Here is a 13,598-nt window from a genome sequence, read left to right as displayed (position 1 = left end):
CGCCGCCCCTTGGCGCCCCGAACGGTCCCTGAATCCGTGTTTGCCGTTACTCGCCGCCGACCCAGAGTGCCGGAACGAAGCTGTATCCCGCCCCGTCCCGATCCACGTAGCCGAGCGCCGGGAATTCGAGATGCGAGCCGGCGATGAAGGTCCGCTCGCTCGCCACCGCGTCCATGATCTTCTTGCGCGTCTCCCGCGCCTGATCTCCGTCGACGTCGAAGCCCACACCCGCCTGCGGGTTCTTGAACTGGATTGCCGGCAGGTGCACCACATCCGTCCACATCAGCAGCGACTGTCCACCGGAGACGATGCGGAAACCGCAATGGCCCGGCGTATGGCCGGGCAGATGGAGTGCGGTGATGCCGGGCAGAACCTCGCCACCCCGATGCTCCCGCATCCGCTTGGCATAGGGCGCCACGGCCTTCCGGGCGCCCTCGAAATACGGCTTGGCCTCATCCGGCGCCCGCGACAGGGCCTCGTCCGGCAGCCAGTGGGCCGCCTCGTCGGCGTGAACCACGATCTCGGCGTTCGGGTATCGGGCCGCACCGTCCTTCACGAGCCCGCCCACATGGTCGGGATGCAGGTGGGTGACGAGAACGGTTTCGATCTCCTCCGGCTTGACGCCCGTGAGCGCCAGTGCCGCGCCGGCCCGGCCGAGAGTCTCGGCCGGAGCCAGATCGCCATAGCCCGTATCGATCAGCACCGGCTTGCGGCCGGCACCGGTGATCAGGAAGGCGTTCAGCGTGATCTTGGGCTGCTCGGTGCGGAAGCCCGCCACCTGTAGCCGCCCGGCCTCCTCCTGGGAGATCCCCGTGACGAGATCGAGGCTGGCCTGAAACCAGCCGTCGTTGAGCGCGGTGACCGTAAGGTCGCCGAGGTTCCAACGCAGCACGCCCGGAAGCGGCTTCGATCCCGTCATGAGCTTCTCCGTCAAAAGGCTTCTCCGGCGCGGATCAGACGCGGCGACGCTTGCGCGGCCGGCAGCCGTTGTGCGGGATCGAGGTGACGTCGCGGATCGACGTCACCGTGAAGCCCGCGGCCTGGAGGGCGCGCAGCGCCGACTCGCGGCCCGAACCGGGACCCGACACCTCGACCTCGAGGGTGCGCATGCCGTGCTCTGCGGCCTTGCGGCCGGCATCCTCGGCGGCAACCTGGGCGGCGTACGGGGTCGACTTCCGCGAGCCCTTGAAGCCCATGGCGCCGGCGGACGACCACGAGATCGTGTTGCCCTGCGCGTCCGTGATGGTGATCATCGTGTTGTTGAACGAGGCGTTCACGTGGGCGACGCCCGACACGATGTTCTTGCGCTCGCGGCGGCGGACGCGTTGCGGTTCCTTAGCCATCTGTTCTCACTCTTCCTTCAGGCACGCCCGTAACACCAGGCGCTCGGGATTCTTCTTGGGACTTGGCCGCTTGGCCCGTGCAGGGCTGGCGAGCCAGGGCCGGGCGCCTCATGGGACGCCCAGCGGGACGGAATGGAGGCCGAGCGAAGCCCGACCTCCCGATCCCAAAAGATTACTTCTTCTTGCCGGCGATCGGCTTCGCCTTGCCCTTGCGGGTGCGGGCGTTGGTGTGGGTGCGCTGGCCGCGGACCGGCAGCTGCTTGCGGTGACGCAGGCCGCGATAGGCGCCGAGATCCATCAGGCGCTTGATGTTCATCGACACTTCGCGGCGCAGATCGCCTTCGACCAGGTAGTCGCGGTCGATCGTCTCGCGGATCGAGAGAACCTCGGCGTCGGTCAGCTGGTTGACCCGACGTTCGGCGGGGATGTTCACCTTCTGGGTGATCTCCTCGGCCTTCTTTGCGCCGATGCCGTGGATGTACTGAAGCGCGATGACGACGCGCTTGTTGGTCGGGATGTTGACGCCTGCGATACGGGCCACGATCACTCTCCATGTCAGGCCCGGGGATCCGGGCAGGTGTCGCGCGCGTCCGGTGGAGGCCGGCCCATGCGCACGTGAAACGACGACGCGGCCCGCGGGCGGCCCTGGACAGGGCACCTCGGACCATCGTTCGGTTGGACGAAGGAGGGCCTGCTAGCGCGCGGGCGGCCCGATGTCAACGACCGTCAGGCATGGCCGCGTCCCGTCATGCGCCGCGTGCGGGACCCGGGTCGAGATGATCGAGGAGCCAAGATGGCGGTTCTGACCAGCGACGGCGCAACGCTCCGGGCCTTCGCCGATTCGGTGTTGCGGGCCGCCGAGGAAACCCTGGACGAGGTCCTGCCGGTGACGCTCGCGGTCATCGGCGGCATCCTCGCCGAAGCGGAGCCCGGCTCCGTGGCGCTCCAGAGCGCGGATGACGGGCCGCCCCTGCTCTGGGCGACCTTCGCCGGGCACCGCATGGTCTTCCGCTACAACCCGATGACGGCGATGATCGAGCTGCGCATCGGCACCGACGAGGGCTACCCGTTCCGCCTGTTCGGCCACCGCTCGCTTCAGATGGACATCGCCAACTTCTTCGGGAGCCTGCGTCGCGAAGGGCGGATCTGATGCATCGTCCCGGGCGCTGCGAGTCGGCAGCCGCGTCTCAGCGGAAGCCCTGGTTCCGCAGCCGGCAATAGCCGCCCATATCCTGATAGCCCGCGGGGCAGCGGCGGGCGCAGGTCCCCGCCACATACTTGAGCGGCGGCCGGCAGGCATGGCGGAAGCGCTTCTGCCCGTACACGAAGGACTGGGCGGGGCTCTGCGCGAAGGCCGGCAGAGGGGGGAATGCGACCGCGAGGAGGAGCGTCGCGGTGGCGAAGAGGCGGAGGGTCATGGCGATTCCGATCCGGGATGCGCCTCTCAACCCACTGACCACGCCTCGGGTTCACGTCCGCGCGCCACCGAGCGGTCGGCGCGCGGCGATCGACTCAGGAGGCGACGCGCTCCTCGTGCGGCTCCAGCACCGCCATCAGGTCGGCCGTGACCTTGTCGATCGGCTGCATGCCGTCGATGGTCTCCAGCATGCCCTGCTTGGCGTAATAGGCCGACAGCGGGGCCGTCTGGGCGCGATAGGCCTCGAGACGCTGCTTGAACACCTCCGGGGTGTCGTCCTTCCGCACCGCCTGGCCGCGGGCCAAGGTCTCGGCGGCCCGCTTCTCGATGCGGCCGACCAGGGCGTTCTCGTCGACCTTCAGCTCGACCACCGCGGAGAGGCCCATCCCCTTGCCGGCCAGCATCGTGCCGAGGGCCTCGGCCTGCGCCACCGTGCGCGGGAAGCCGTCCAGGATGAAGCCGCGGCGGGCATCCGCCTCCTCGATCCGCTCGGCGACGATGCCGACCACGATCCGATCCGAGACGAGACCGCCGGATTCCATCACGGCTTTGGCCTCGAGGCCGATCGGCGTCCCGGCGGCTACGGCCGCCCGAAGCATGTCGCCGGTGGAAAGCTGCGGGATGCCGAAGCGCTGTACGATCCGCTCGGATTGCGTCCCCTTCCCCGCACCGGGCGGCCCGAGCAGAATGATACGCATGGCGTTGTCCTCGTTCGGCCCACTCTCTCTGTGGGCACAAGCCGTGGTGGCGAAGCCTCCCTGGCATCGCCGGGTTCGGGGTCTTCTAGCCGGTCAGGGCCCGACAGGCATCCAGACCTTTGGGCCAGAGGCGGGCGTGTCCTTGGTGACGGCCCGCCTCTGTAGCAGGCTCAGCGCCGGCGTTGCGTGGTTGAGGCGCCACGCAGCTTGGCCTTCTTCACGAGGCCCTCGTACTGATGGGCCATCAGGTGCCCGTGGATCTGCGCCACGGTGTCCATCGTGACCGAGACCACGATCAGCAGCGACGTGCCGCCGAAACCGAGGCTCGCCGCCGCGTAGGACGACAGGATCTCGGGGCACAGGCACACCAGCGTCAGGTACAGGGCGCCGATCACCGTGATGCGGGTCAGCACCTTGTCGATGAACGCCGCGGTGCGCTCGCCCGGCCGGATGCCCGGGATGAAGCCGCCATGCTTCTTCAGGTTGTCGGCCGTCTCCTGCGGGTTGAAGACCACCGCGGTGTAGAAGAACGTGAAGAAGATGATCAGCGCCGCGTAGAGCACCATGAACAGCGGGGTGCCGTGGCCGAGATAGGCCGTCACCGTGCCGAGCCAGCCGGTGGCGCCGCCATTGGCCGAGAAGCTCGCGGCGGTCGCCGGCAGGAGCAGAAGCGACGAGGCGAAGATCGGCGGGATCACGCCCGAGGTGTTGAGCTTGAGCGGCAGGAACGAGGTCTGGCCCTCGTACATGCGGTTGCCGACCTGGCGCTTCGGGTAGTTGATCAGGAGGCGGCGCTGGGCGCGCTCCATGAACACGATGAAGTAGACGAGCGCCACGGCGGCGACGCCGACGCCCAGGATGATCGCCGGGGACAGGGCACCGGTGCGTCCGAGTTCCAGTGCGCCCGCGATCGCCACCGGCAGGTGGGCGACGATGCCCGCGAAGATGATCAGCGACGAGCCGTTGCCGATGCCGCGCGAGGTGATCTGCTCGCCGAGCCACATCAGGAACAGGGTGCCGCCGGTGAGCGTGATCACCGTCGAGGCCAGGAAGAACGGTCCCGGATCGATCGCGGCCGAGGAGCCCTGCAGGCCGATGGCGATGCCCCAGGACTGCACCAGCGCCAGCACCACCGTCAGGTAGCGGGTGTACTGGTTGATGACCTTGCGGCCGGACTCACCCTCCTTCTTCAGCGCCTCCAGGCTCGGGATCACCGAGGTCAGGAGCTGCACGATGATCGAGGCCGAGATGTAGGGCATGATGTTCAGGGCGAAGATCGCCATGCGCTCGACCGCGCCGCCCGAGAACATGTTGAACAGGCCCAGCACGCCGCCCGATTGCTGCTGGAAGTTCCGGGCGAACTGCTCCGGGTCGATGCCGGGGATCGGGATGTACGTGCCCAGCCGGAACACCACGAGGGCGCCGAGCGTGAACCAGATGCGCTTCTTCAGCTCATCGGCCTTGGCGATCGCACCGAAATTGAGGTTGGCGGCAAGCTGCTCGGCGGCTGAGGCCATAAGCGTCGCGTCCTGGACATGTCGCCGGGCGGTGGAGCCCGGATGAAACGAAAAACGGCGGCCCGCGTGGTCGCAGGGCCGCCGCTCGAAGGTTCGGCTTAAAGGGTGCGCGGAAACCGTGCAACGGGTCCCGGCGTCGCTCCCGTCAGGCCGTCGCCGCCTCGCTGCCGCCACGGGTGGAAGCACCCTGGGCGTAGACGACGGTGACCGAGCCGCCGGCCTTCTCGACCGCCTCGACGGCGGACTTGGAGGCGCGGGTGACCTCGAAGCTGAGCTTCGCGGTGAGCTCGCCGACGCCGAGCAGCTTCACGCCGTCGCGGGGACGGGCGATGAGGCCGGCGGCGACCAGGCTCTCCACCGTCACGGTGGCGGCCTTGTCGAGCTTGCCCGCGTCGACAGCCTCCTGGATCCGGCCGAGGTTCACCTCGTTCAGGTCCTGGGCGTAGAGGTTGTTGAAGCCGCGCTTCGGCAGGCGCCGATGCAGCGGCATCTGACCGCCCTCGAAGCCCTTGATGGACACGCCGGTCCGGGCCTTCTGACCCTTCACGCCGCGGCCCGCGGTCTTGCCCTTGCCGGAGCCGATGCCCCGGCCGACGCGCATCCGGTCCTTGGTGGCGCCGGGATTGTCGCTGATCTGGTTGAGCTTCATCGGGACCTCCTCACGCCACGTCGCCGTGGACGCGCACGAGGTGCGCAACCTTGCGGATCATGCCGCGCACGGAGGGGGTATCCTCCAGCTCGGACACGCGGTGGAGCTTGTTGAGCTTCAGGCCGATCAGCGTCGCGCGCTGGCTGGCCTCGCGGCGGATCGGCGAGCCGATCTGCTCGATGCGGAGAGTCTTCTGTGCCATCGGACCCTCCCCTTACGCGACCGCGGCTTCGGACTGGTCGGCCGGGTCGGCATCGCGGCGGCGCGACTGGAGGGTCGACACCTTGATGCCGCGGCGTGCCGCCACGGAGCGCGGGCTGTCCTCGTTCTTGAGCGCCTCGAAGGTGGCGCGCACGAGGTTGTAGGGGTTCGAGGACCCCAGCGACTTGGCGACGACGTCCTGCATGCCGAGGGTCTCGAATACGGCGCGCATCGGGCCGCCGGCGATGATGCCGGTACCCTGCGGAGCCGCGCGGAGGATCACCTTGCCGGCGCCGTGGCGGCCGTTGACGTCGTGGTGCAGGGTCCGGCCTTCGCGGAGCGAGACGCGGATCAGGCCGCGCTTGGCGGCCTCGGTCGCCTTGCGGATGGCCTCCGGCACCTCACGGGCCTTGCCGTGGCCGAAGCCGACGCGGCCCTTCTGGTCGCCGACGACGACGAGGGCTGCGAAGCCGAAGCGACGGCCGCCCTTCACCACCTTGGCGACGCGGTTGATGTGGACGAGCTTGTCCACGAACTCGCTGTCGCGCTCCTCGCGATCATCGCGGCGGCCGCGGCCCCCGCCTTCCCGTTCACGTGCCATTGCTTTACCCGTTCATCTCACTGGCGCAGGCGGCGGGCCTGCTCGCTCGATTGCTTCGAATGCCGGACATGCACGGCACGTCCGGCCCGCCGTCGTTCAACGATCCCGATCGGGGCCGCCGGCGGCGGATGCGCCGCCGGCAAGGTCCCTAAGATCAGAACTCCAGGCCACCCTCGCGGGCGGCCTCGGCCACGGCCGCGACACGGCCATGGTAGATGTAGCCGGAGCGATCGAAGATCACCTTCGTGACGCCCGCGGCCTTGGCGCGCTCGGCGACCAGCTTGCCCACCGCCTTGGCGGCGGCGACGTCGGCGCCGGTCTTGAGTTCGCCCTTGAGGGCCTTGTCGATCGACGAGGCCGCGGCCAGCGTCTTGCCGGCGACGTCGTCGATGACCTGCACGTAGATCTGCTTCGACGAGCGGAACACCGAGAGCCGCGGGCGGCCGTTGGCGGCGGCCCGCAGCGCGCGGCGGACGCGCGCCTTGCGGCGATCGAGGGCTTCGAGCTTGCGAGACATGATGCCCTCCTTACTTCTTCTTGCCTTCCTTGCGGAAGATGAACTCGCCCGCGTACTTCACGCCCTTGCCCTTGTAGGGCTCGGGTCCGCGGTAATCGCGGATCTCGGCGGCGACCTGACCGACCTGCTGGCGGTTGATCCCGGAGATCGTGATCTCGGTGGGCTTCGGGGTAGCGATCGTGATCCCGGTGGGGATCGCGTATTCGATGTCGTGGCTGTAGCCGAGCGACAGCTTGAGGGCCTTGCCGGCCATCGCGGCGCGATAGCCGACGCCGGTGATCTCGAGCTTCTTCTCGAAGCCCTTCGACACGCCCTCGGCGATGTTGGCGATCTGCGCCCGCGACGTGCCCCACAGGGAGCGCGCCGGCTTGGACTGGTTGACGGGCTGCACCTCGATGGCGCCGTCCTTCATCGCCACGGCGACGAGCGACGGGACTTCGTAGGACAGTTCGCCCTTCGAACCCTTCATCTTCACCGTCTGACCGGTGACCGTGGCGGTAACGCCCGCCGGCACGGGGACCGGCTTCTTGCCTACGCGAGACATGGGATAACCTCCTTATGTCCCGATCAGAACACGGTGCAGAGCACTTCACCGCCGACGTTGCGCTCGCGCGCCTCGTGATCGGCCATGACGCCCTGCGGGGTGGAGACGATGGTGACGCCGAGGCCGTCGGCCACGTGCGGCAGCTCGCCGACGGACGAGTAGACCCGGCGGCCGGGCTTCGAGACGCGCTTGATCTCGCGGATCACCGGGCGCCCGTCGTAGTACTTGAGCTCGATGGCGAACTCGGTGCGGCCGTTGCCGAGGTCCGTCGCCGCGTAATCGCGGATGTAGCCCTCGGCCTTCAGGACGTCGAGAACGCTGGCACGCAGGCGCGAGCCGGGCGTCTGGACGACGTTGCGACGGCGCAGCTGGCCGTTGCGGATGCGGGTGAGCATGTCGCCCACGGGATCGTTGACCATGGGGACCTCCTTACCAGCTCGACTTGACCAGGCCGGGGATCAGGCCCCGGTTGCCAAGCTCGCGCAGCGCCACGCGGGAGATGCCCATCTTGCGGTAATAGGCGCGCGGGCGGCCGGTCATGCCGCAGCGATTGCGGATGCGGGTGGCCGACGAGTTGCGCGGCAGTTCCGCGAGCTTGAGGCGCGCCTCGAAGCGCTCCTCCATCTCGAGGGCTTCGTTGTTGGCGATCTCGAGGAGCGCCTTCCGCTTGGCCGCGAAGCGCTTCACCAGCGCCTTGCGAGCCTCATTCTTCTCGACTGAGCTTTTCTTCGACATGTGGTCTATCTCCGGTGTCCGCGTCTGAAGCCCGAGAGCTTCACTGCCGGAACGGGAACTTGAAGGCGGCGAGCAGGGCCTTGGCCTCGGCATCGGTCTTGGCGGTGGTCGCCACAACGATGTCCATGCCCCAGGTCTGCTCGGCCTTGTCGTAGGAGATCTCCGGGAACACGAGGTGCTCCTTGAGACCGAGGGCGTAGTTGCCGCGGCCGTCGAACGAGCGCGGGTTCAGGCCGCGGAAGTCACGCACGCGCGGCAGCGCGATGGTGATCAGCCGGTCCATGAACTCGTACATGCGCTGCTTGCGCAGGGTCACCTTGCAGCCGATCGGCATGCCCTCGCGGACCTTGAAGGTCGCGATGGCCTTGCGGGCCCGGGTGATGACCGGCTTCTGGCCGGCGATCAGGGCGAGGTCGCCCGCCGCCACCGAGGCCTTCTTCGAGTCCGCGGTGGACTCGCCGACGCCCATGTTGATCACGATCTTGGTGATCTGCGGCACTTCCATCGGGTTCTTGTAGCCGAACTCTTCGATCAGCTTCTGGCGAACCACCTCGTCGTAGTGCTTGCGCAGGCGCGGGGTGTAGGCGTTCTTGTCGGCCTCAGCCATCGATCTGATCCCCCGTGGTCTTGGCGAACCGGACCTTGCGCCCGTCTTCGAGGATGCGGAAACCCACGCGGGTCGGCTTGCCGTTGGCATCCGCGACCGCGATGTTCGAGAGCTGGATGGCGGCCTCCTTGGAGATGATGCCGCCTTCCTGGTTCTGGGTCTGCTTCTGGTGCTTCTTGACCAGGTTGATGCCGCGCACGAAGGCCCGGCCTTCCTTCGGCAGAACCTGGATCACCTCACCCGACCGGCCCGAATCGCGGCCGGTGAGCACGACGACCTTGTCGCCCTTCTTGATCTTGGCAGCCATTACAGCACCTCCGGAGCCAGGGAGATGATCTTCATGTGGTTGCGGGCGCGGAGCTCGCGCGGAACCGGTCCGAAGATACGGGTGCCGATCGGCTCCTTCTGATTGTTGATCAGGACCGCGGCGTTCTTGTCGAAGCGGATGACCGAACCGTCGGCACGCTTCACGTCCTTGGCGGTGCGGACGACGACCGCCTTCATGACGTCGCCCTTCTTGACGCGACCGCGCGGGATCGCCTCCTTGACGGAGACGACGATCACGTCGCCCACGCCGGCATACTTGCGCTTCGACCCGCCGAGTACCTTGATGCACATCACACGGCGTGCACCCGAGTTGTCGGCGACGTCCAGATTCGTCTGCATCTGGATCACGTGCGTGACTCCTTGTTTCAGGCGGGTTTCCGCACACGGACGGTATTGCCCGGCGGACGACGCCTGATGGGGACCTGATGTCCCCGGCTCATGTGTTCGACCGCGCTGGCGGTGTCGCAAGGACACCGGCGCGGTCACCGCGTTCACAGGGTGCGAGCACCCATCGGAATGTCGCGAAGGCCGGGCGGATACTACGGGCCGCCCCGGATGGCAAGCGGAGCGGCGCGAAATCGTCGGCGGCGCATGGCTGGATTGACCCGATGCACGGCCTGGTTCCAGTCGGCGCCCGTCAGGAGGCCGCGTCGCGTGGGGATCGTCGGCGCGCCCCGATTCGGCCTCGCGCGCACGACTCGCTGCGGATCTGTCGTGCGGGCCGGCGTGCCTCTCAAAACGCGACGACCGGCGCGCCTCTCGGCGCACCGGTCGCTGAGCGCTCGGGCGGGACTCAGGCGGGCTGGCCGCCTGATTCGAACAGGAAGCCGTCGAGGCTCGGGATCGTCACCGACGCGCCGCTCGCGGGCTTCGACAGGCGCCAGGGCCGCTCCGAGCGGGCGCGGATCGCTTCGGAGGGGCGGAGCCGCCGCATGAGACCGTCCTCGCCGACCTCCTCGATCGCCAGGAATCCGTAGACCTGAAGCCGGGAGGCCGTCAGTTTCGTCCCGCGATCCTCGGCGGCGACGACCATGCTGCCGGTGGCGTAGACGGCATCGAGCAGGGACCGCTGCTCGCTGCGCCGGCGGCTGCGTGCCTCCCACTCGCCCGGTGCCTGGGCGGGAATGGCCCGCCGGAACGGAACGACGTTGCTGACCGCGACGCAACCCATACGCAAAACCCTTGACGCAGACCCGCGGCGGCACACGGGCCGCCCGTTGATCGCGACAATTCGACGGATCGCTTTAATTCTCCGTAGACCCTGCCGGCGCCCCCCTGCCCCGATCCGGTACGTCCCCTCCGGCAACCCGGCAGGATTTGCCGGCTTGCCCGCGTCCGGGGCGGGGTCCTCACGGCGGCCGCACCGGCCGTCAACGGGCCTCCTCTCATCTCCGCCGGATGGCTTCGGCCCCTCTGGGCTGCCTCCTCCCCCCGACAGCGGAGTGGGACGCATCGCGTGACGGTTTCGGCGGGAGACCGTTTCATCGCCGGCCGAATCCGAGGTCGCGGCCATCGTTCGATCCGGCACGACGGGCGACCCAGGGGCCTGCTCCGGTCAGGATGGCCTCAGCCGAGATGCGCCTTCGGTCGCGAGCGGCGCCGCACGAGTCGCGCGGCGAGCCTGTCGAGAGCGACGCACAGGCCCGCGTAGAGGGCGCCGACGAACAGGAAGATCTCGGCCGGGTAGACCATGGTGCGGTTGTTCACCTGGGTGGCCACGAAGGACAGCTCGGGCACGCCGATCACGTAGGCGAGCGAGGTGTCCTTGATGAGCGTGGTCAATTGATTGACGAAGGACGGCGCCATGGCCCTGAGCGCCTGTGGCAGGATGATGAAGCGCAGCACCGGCCAGCGGCCGAAACCGAGGGCGAGGCCGGCCTCCCACTGGCCGTGGCCGATGCTCTCGATCCCGGCCGCCACCCCGTACGAGAGATAGGCCCCGCCGACGAGCGCCAGGGTCGCCGCCACGGTGCCGATCTCCGGAACCGATACGCCGAACAGGATCGGCAGCAGGAAGTAGCTCCAGAAGATCAGCATCACGATCGGCACGGCGCGGAAGACGCCGAGCCCGATGGTCAGAGCGACGCGGGACGGCCCCGCGCTCATCGCCAGGGCGATGCCCAGGACGAGACCCAGCAGGGCCGAGGCGAGGCCGGACAGGCCGGAGAGGATCAGCGTCAGCGCCAGCCCGCCGACCGGGCCCCTGGGCCAGGCGCCGAGCAGCAGGTAGCCGAGATTGTCGGTGATGATCGCAGGGTTCATCGGCGCGGTCCCGGAGCCGCGGCGCGGCGGGCCGCCGTCTGCCCCGCCGCCTCGACCAGGGCGACCGCGCCCACATAGAGCAGCGTCGCGATGCCGAAGGCCTGGAAGGTCTTGAACGTCTCGGTCTCCACCTGCCGCGACGCGTAGGACAGCTCCGCGAGGCCGATCGTCATGGTGAGGGCGGTGTTCTTGATCGTGTTGAGGTACTGGCCGACGATCGGCAGCCAGGCGACGCGCAGGGCCTGTGGCAGGACGATGTGGCGGAAGGCCTGGACCGGCGTCAGGCCAAGGGCGATGGCCGCCTCCCGCTGGCCGGGGCGAACACCGTTGACGCCTGCCCGGCCCTCCTCGGCGATGTAGGCGCCCGCATAGACGGTGAGGCCGAAGAACCCGGCCAGGGTCTCGTAGGCCGGCCAATGCACGGCGCCGAATCCCAGATCGAGGGCGTGCGGCGTGTTCAGCCAGGTTGTCGCGCCGCTCGGCAACAGGGCTGCGCCCACGAAGTACCAGACGAAGAGCTGCACCAGCAGCGGCGTGTTCCGGACGATCCCGACGAAGCCGGCCACGGCCCGCCCGGCCGCGGCGCCGCCCGCTTCCCGCAGGCAGCACGCCGCGAGACCCACCCCGGTGCCGGCGAGACACACGGCCGCCGAGAGGGCCAGGGTGAGTTCGAAGCCTTGGATCAGCCAGACGAGGTAGCGAGGCGCCAACAGGTCGCCGAAGAGCTGGCCCATCGCCGTCGCCCGGCCTCGGCTAGTTGCGGTCGCCGATTCGGAACAGGCGCGGCAGCGGCTGCTCGGTGTTCGGGCCGAACCAGCGATCGTAGATCTGTGCCGCCTTGCCGCGCGCCTCCAACTCGCGCAGCGCCTCGTTCACGAGATCCCGAAGCCGGCCCTCCCCCTTCGGGATGCCGACGCCGATATAGTCGTTGGAGATGCTGAAGGGCGGGATCTCGTAATTCTGGCGGTCCGGCACCTTCGCCAGCAGCCCGACGAGCTTCGGCCCGTCCTGCGTGATCGCCTGGACGTTGCCGTTGCGCAGGGCCGTGAAGGCGAAGGGCGTGTCATCGAAGGCGACCACCGTCGCCTTCGGGAAGTCCCGGCGTAGCACGATCTCGTTGGTGGTGCCCCTGTCGACGCCGATGCGCAGGCCGTTGAGCTGATCGGGGGACGACAGGGTGCCCTTCTTGGTCAGGAACTGCTGGCCGGACGCGAAGTAGGGGATGCTGAAGTCGAGTTGCTTGCCCCGCTCCTCCGTGATCGTGAAGTTCGCCAGGACCAGATCGACTTTGCCGGAGATCAGCAGCGGGATCCGATTCGCCGGGTTGGTGGGACGCAGTTCGACCTTTATGCCGAGCTTGTCGGCGATGGCCTGGGCGTAATCGACATCGAGCCCGGCAATCTGCAGGGTCCCGCGATCAACGAAGCCGAAGGGCGGATTGCTGTCGAAGACGGCCACCCGGAGAACGCCGGCCTTCCGGATGTCGTCGAGCCTGTCGGCCTGAGCTGCACCCACCGAACAAAGGATTGCCAGGGCGAGAGCGAAGAGGCGGCGCACGCGAATCTCCATTGGACGGAGCGGTGACAAAAACTCGGGCCGTTCACGGACGACGGAAGATCTTCGGTGCCGGACGCAAGACGATCTCCGGTCCGGAGAAGACGATCGGAGCGGTCTGTCCCGAGCCTCCGCATTATTCTCTGAAAGCCGCAATCCGATCAACGGACCGGATTTCCGTTTTTCACCGGAACATCAGCACAGCGTGCTGGGGAAGCGTGGAGAAAGGCGGTGGATGTTCTTCTTGCACCGGCAGGACGATTCGCGTGATCTTCCCCGGGTTCTGCCGCGGGTTGATGCCATCCCGGATCGAGCGCGGGGGCGGCCGTGGTTGACGGTCCGGTGATGCGGTGAGGGTCGTGTACGCGCGGACGGGGATTCCGCGCCTTGACCGATCCTTAACCTCCGGCGCGGTGCAGTTTTCTGCCGCCACCGCATTGACCTGCGGGACAACCGCGGCTAGAAGCGCGCCACTTCGGACGGCCATCGGCTGCCGACGGCCCTTGGGCATACCCCCTTGACGCCGCCGCCATCGCCCCGCGCGCTCCGAGGGTTCAAATCGCCTGACGCTTAAGTCAGATCCGTAGGTATGAGCGCGTTCGTTTCGGGCGTGCTCCTCTGCCCAC

Annotated in this window: 21 protein-coding genes; 1 reads left to right on the top strand and 20 read right to left on the bottom strand. The window is 68.3% G+C overall.

Annotated elements, in window-relative coordinates; all coding sequences use genetic code 11:
- Positions 1–46: 46 nt before the first annotated feature.
- The 3 genes from PQI07_RS20570 to rpsM all read right to left on the bottom strand — a co-directional run bounded on the left by PQI07_RS20570 (position 47) and on the right by rpsM (position 1,884).
- On the bottom strand, positions 47–919 hold the full coding sequence (locus PQI07_RS20570) for an MBL fold metallo-hydrolase (protein WP_274927291.1): 873 nt from the start codon (positions 917–919) through the stop codon (positions 47–49).
- 34 nt (positions 920–953) lie between these two features.
- Positions 954–1,343 (bottom strand): 30S ribosomal protein S11, encoded by a 390-nt coding sequence (gene rpsK, locus PQI07_RS20565; protein WP_010686167.1) that lies wholly within the window; start codon positions 1,341–1,343, stop codon positions 954–956.
- 172 nt (positions 1,344–1,515) lie between these two features.
- Positions 1,516–1,884, bottom strand: coding sequence for a 30S ribosomal protein S13 (gene rpsM, locus PQI07_RS20560; protein WP_010686168.1), 369 nt, complete (start codon positions 1,882–1,884; stop codon positions 1,516–1,518).
- Positions 1,885–2,136: 252 nt separating this feature from the next.
- Here rpsM and PQI07_RS20555 point away from each other — a divergent pair, with 252 nt between their 5' ends.
- On the top strand, positions 2,137–2,493 hold the full coding sequence (locus tag PQI07_RS20555; RefSeq protein ID WP_043355044.1) for a hypothetical protein: 357 nt from the start codon (positions 2,137–2,139) through the stop codon (positions 2,491–2,493).
- 37 nt (positions 2,494–2,530) lie between these two features.
- Here PQI07_RS20555 and PQI07_RS20550 read toward each other — a convergent pair whose 3' ends face one another.
- The 17 genes from PQI07_RS20550 to PQI07_RS20470 all read right to left on the bottom strand — a co-directional run bounded on the left by PQI07_RS20550 (position 2,531) and on the right by PQI07_RS20470 (position 12,975).
- Positions 2,531–2,761 carry a hypothetical protein gene (locus PQI07_RS20550; protein ID WP_043387377.1) on the bottom strand — a complete coding sequence of 77 codons (231 nt, stop codon included), beginning with the start codon at positions 2,759–2,761 and terminating at the stop codon, positions 2,531–2,533.
- Between the two features lie 94 nt (positions 2,762–2,855).
- Complete coding sequence (locus PQI07_RS20545; RefSeq protein ID WP_043355040.1) at positions 2,856–3,458, bottom strand: adenylate kinase; 603 nt, start codon at positions 3,456–3,458, stop codon at positions 2,856–2,858.
- Positions 3,459–3,628: 170 nt separating this feature from the next.
- On the bottom strand, positions 3,629–4,975 hold the full coding sequence (gene secY, locus PQI07_RS20540) for a preprotein translocase subunit SecY (RefSeq protein WP_043387379.1): 1,347 nt from the start codon (positions 4,973–4,975) through the stop codon (positions 3,629–3,631).
- 145 nt (positions 4,976–5,120) lie between these two features.
- The gene (gene rplO, locus PQI07_RS20535; protein WP_043355037.1) at positions 5,121–5,624 is read right to left on the bottom strand and encodes a 50S ribosomal protein L15; all 504 of its coding nucleotides are present in this window, start codon (positions 5,622–5,624) and stop codon (positions 5,121–5,123) included.
- Positions 5,625–5,634: 10 nt separating this feature from the next.
- Positions 5,635–5,826 (bottom strand): 50S ribosomal protein L30, encoded by a 192-nt coding sequence (gene rpmD / locus PQI07_RS20530; protein ID WP_043355035.1) that lies wholly within the window; start codon positions 5,824–5,826, stop codon positions 5,635–5,637.
- Between the two features lie 12 nt (positions 5,827–5,838).
- Positions 5,839–6,426, bottom strand: a complete 588-nt coding sequence (rpsE, locus tag PQI07_RS20525) for a 30S ribosomal protein S5 (protein ID WP_043355033.1) — start codon at positions 6,424–6,426, stop codon at positions 5,839–5,841.
- Between the two features lie 154 nt (positions 6,427–6,580).
- Positions 6,581–6,943, bottom strand: a complete 363-nt coding sequence (gene rplR, locus PQI07_RS20520; RefSeq protein WP_010686176.1) for a 50S ribosomal protein L18 — start codon at positions 6,941–6,943, stop codon at positions 6,581–6,583.
- 10 nt (positions 6,944–6,953) lie between these two features.
- Positions 6,954–7,487: a 50S ribosomal protein L6 gene (gene rplF, locus PQI07_RS20515; protein WP_274927290.1), complete on the bottom strand. Its 534-nt coding sequence runs from the start codon at positions 7,485–7,487 to the stop codon at positions 6,954–6,956.
- Between the two features lie 23 nt (positions 7,488–7,510).
- Entirely contained in the window at positions 7,511–7,906 is a 396-nt protein-coding gene (gene rpsH, locus PQI07_RS20510; protein ID WP_012319176.1) for a 30S ribosomal protein S8, read from the bottom strand.
- A 10-nt stretch (positions 7,907–7,916) separates the two neighbouring features.
- On the bottom strand, positions 7,917–8,222 hold the full coding sequence (gene rpsN / locus PQI07_RS20505) for a 30S ribosomal protein S14 (protein ID WP_043387382.1): 306 nt from the start codon (positions 8,220–8,222) through the stop codon (positions 7,917–7,919).
- Positions 8,223–8,262: 40 nt separating this feature from the next.
- Positions 8,263–8,829 (bottom strand): 50S ribosomal protein L5, encoded by a 567-nt coding sequence (gene rplE, locus PQI07_RS20500; protein ID WP_043348261.1) that lies wholly within the window; start codon positions 8,827–8,829, stop codon positions 8,263–8,265.
- Entirely contained in the window at positions 8,822–9,136 is a 315-nt protein-coding gene (gene rplX, locus PQI07_RS20495; RefSeq protein ID WP_012319178.1) for a 50S ribosomal protein L24, read from the bottom strand. Before rplX ends, rplE begins: the two co-directional genes overlap by 8 nt.
- Positions 9,136–9,504 carry a 50S ribosomal protein L14 gene (gene rplN, locus PQI07_RS20490; protein ID WP_010686182.1) on the bottom strand — a complete coding sequence of 123 codons (369 nt, stop codon included), beginning with the start codon at positions 9,502–9,504 and terminating at the stop codon, positions 9,136–9,138. The genes rplX and rplN overlap by 1 nt, the downstream gene beginning before the upstream one ends.
- A gap of 445 nt (positions 9,505–9,949) precedes the next feature.
- Positions 9,950–10,327: a hypothetical protein gene (locus PQI07_RS20485; RefSeq protein WP_043348264.1), complete on the bottom strand. Its 378-nt coding sequence runs from the start codon at positions 10,325–10,327 to the stop codon at positions 9,950–9,952.
- A 395-nt stretch (positions 10,328–10,722) separates the two neighbouring features.
- Positions 10,723–11,418, bottom strand: coding sequence for an amino acid ABC transporter permease (locus PQI07_RS20480; protein ID WP_111473917.1), 696 nt, complete (start codon positions 11,416–11,418; stop codon positions 10,723–10,725).
- Positions 11,415–12,152, bottom strand: coding sequence for an amino acid ABC transporter permease (locus PQI07_RS20475; protein ID WP_274927289.1), 738 nt, complete (start codon positions 12,150–12,152; stop codon positions 11,415–11,417). The genes PQI07_RS20480 and PQI07_RS20475 overlap by 4 nt, the downstream gene beginning before the upstream one ends.
- Positions 12,153–12,171: 19 nt before the next feature.
- Positions 12,172–12,975, bottom strand: a complete 804-nt coding sequence (locus PQI07_RS20470; RefSeq protein ID WP_205782297.1) for an ABC transporter substrate-binding protein — start codon at positions 12,973–12,975, stop codon at positions 12,172–12,174.
- Between the last annotated feature and the right edge of the window lie 623 nt (positions 12,976–13,598).

The sequence above is a fragment of the Methylobacterium sp. 092160098-2 genome (genome assembly GCF_028920805.1).
Taxonomy (GTDB): Bacteria; Pseudomonadota; Alphaproteobacteria; order Rhizobiales; family Beijerinckiaceae; genus Methylobacterium; species Methylobacterium fujisawaense.
Note: the sequence above shows the minus strand (reverse complement) of the source record. Positions and strands in the feature narration are given on the sequence as shown.

Excerpts from the sequence above, each read along its gene's own strand:
- rpsN (WP_043387382.1), bottom strand. The coding sequence starts at position 8,222 with ATGTCGAAGAAAAGCTCAGTCGAGAAGAATGAGGCTCGCAAGGCGCTG.
- PQI07_RS20485 (WP_043348264.1), bottom strand. The coding sequence starts at position 10,327 with ATGGGTTGCGTCGCGGTCAGCAACGTCGTTCCGTTCCGGCGGGCCATT.
- rpmD (WP_043355035.1), bottom strand. The coding sequence starts at position 5,826 with ATGGCACAGAAGACTCTCCGCATCGAGCAGATCGGCTCGCCGATCCGC.
- rplF (WP_274927290.1), bottom strand. The coding sequence starts at position 7,487 with ATGTCTCGCGTAGGCAAGAAGCCGGTCCCCGTGCCGGCGGGCGTTACC.
- PQI07_RS20545 (WP_043355040.1), bottom strand. The coding sequence starts at position 3,458 with ATGCGTATCATTCTGCTCGGGCCGCCCGGTGCGGGGAAGGGGACGCAA.
- PQI07_RS20550 (WP_043387377.1), bottom strand. The coding sequence starts at position 2,761 with ATGACCCTCCGCCTCTTCGCCACCGCGACGCTCCTCCTCGCGGTCGCA.
- PQI07_RS20570 (WP_274927291.1), bottom strand. The coding sequence starts at position 919 with ATGACGGGATCGAAGCCGCTTCCGGGCGTGCTGCGTTGGAACCTCGGC.
- PQI07_RS20480 (WP_111473917.1), bottom strand. The coding sequence starts at position 11,418 with ATGAACCCTGCGATCATCACCGACAATCTCGGCTACCTGCTGCTCGGC.
- rpsK (WP_010686167.1), bottom strand. The coding sequence starts at position 1,343 with ATGGCTAAGGAACCGCAACGCGTCCGCCGCCGCGAGCGCAAGAACATC.
- secY (WP_043387379.1), bottom strand. The coding sequence starts at position 4,975 with ATGGCCTCAGCCGCCGAGCAGCTTGCCGCCAACCTCAATTTCGGTGCG.
- PQI07_RS20555 (WP_043355044.1), top strand. The coding sequence starts at position 2,137 with ATGGCGGTTCTGACCAGCGACGGCGCAACGCTCCGGGCCTTCGCCGAT.
- PQI07_RS20475 (WP_274927289.1), bottom strand. The coding sequence starts at position 12,152 with ATGGGCCAGCTCTTCGGCGACCTGTTGGCGCCTCGCTACCTCGTCTGG.
- rplE (WP_043348261.1), bottom strand. The coding sequence starts at position 8,829 with ATGGCTGAGGCCGACAAGAACGCCTACACCCCGCGCCTGCGCAAGCAC.
- rplX (WP_012319178.1), bottom strand. The coding sequence starts at position 9,136 with ATGGCTGCCAAGATCAAGAAGGGCGACAAGGTCGTCGTGCTCACCGGC.
- rpsE (WP_043355033.1), bottom strand. The coding sequence starts at position 6,426 with ATGGCACGTGAACGGGAAGGCGGGGGCCGCGGCCGCCGCGATGATCGC.
- rplR (WP_010686176.1), bottom strand. The coding sequence starts at position 6,943 with ATGTCTCGCAAGCTCGAAGCCCTCGATCGCCGCAAGGCGCGCGTCCGC.
- rplO (WP_043355037.1), bottom strand. The coding sequence starts at position 5,624 with ATGAAGCTCAACCAGATCAGCGACAATCCCGGCGCCACCAAGGACCGG.
- rpsH (WP_012319176.1), bottom strand. The coding sequence starts at position 7,906 with ATGGTCAACGATCCCGTGGGCGACATGCTCACCCGCATCCGCAACGGC.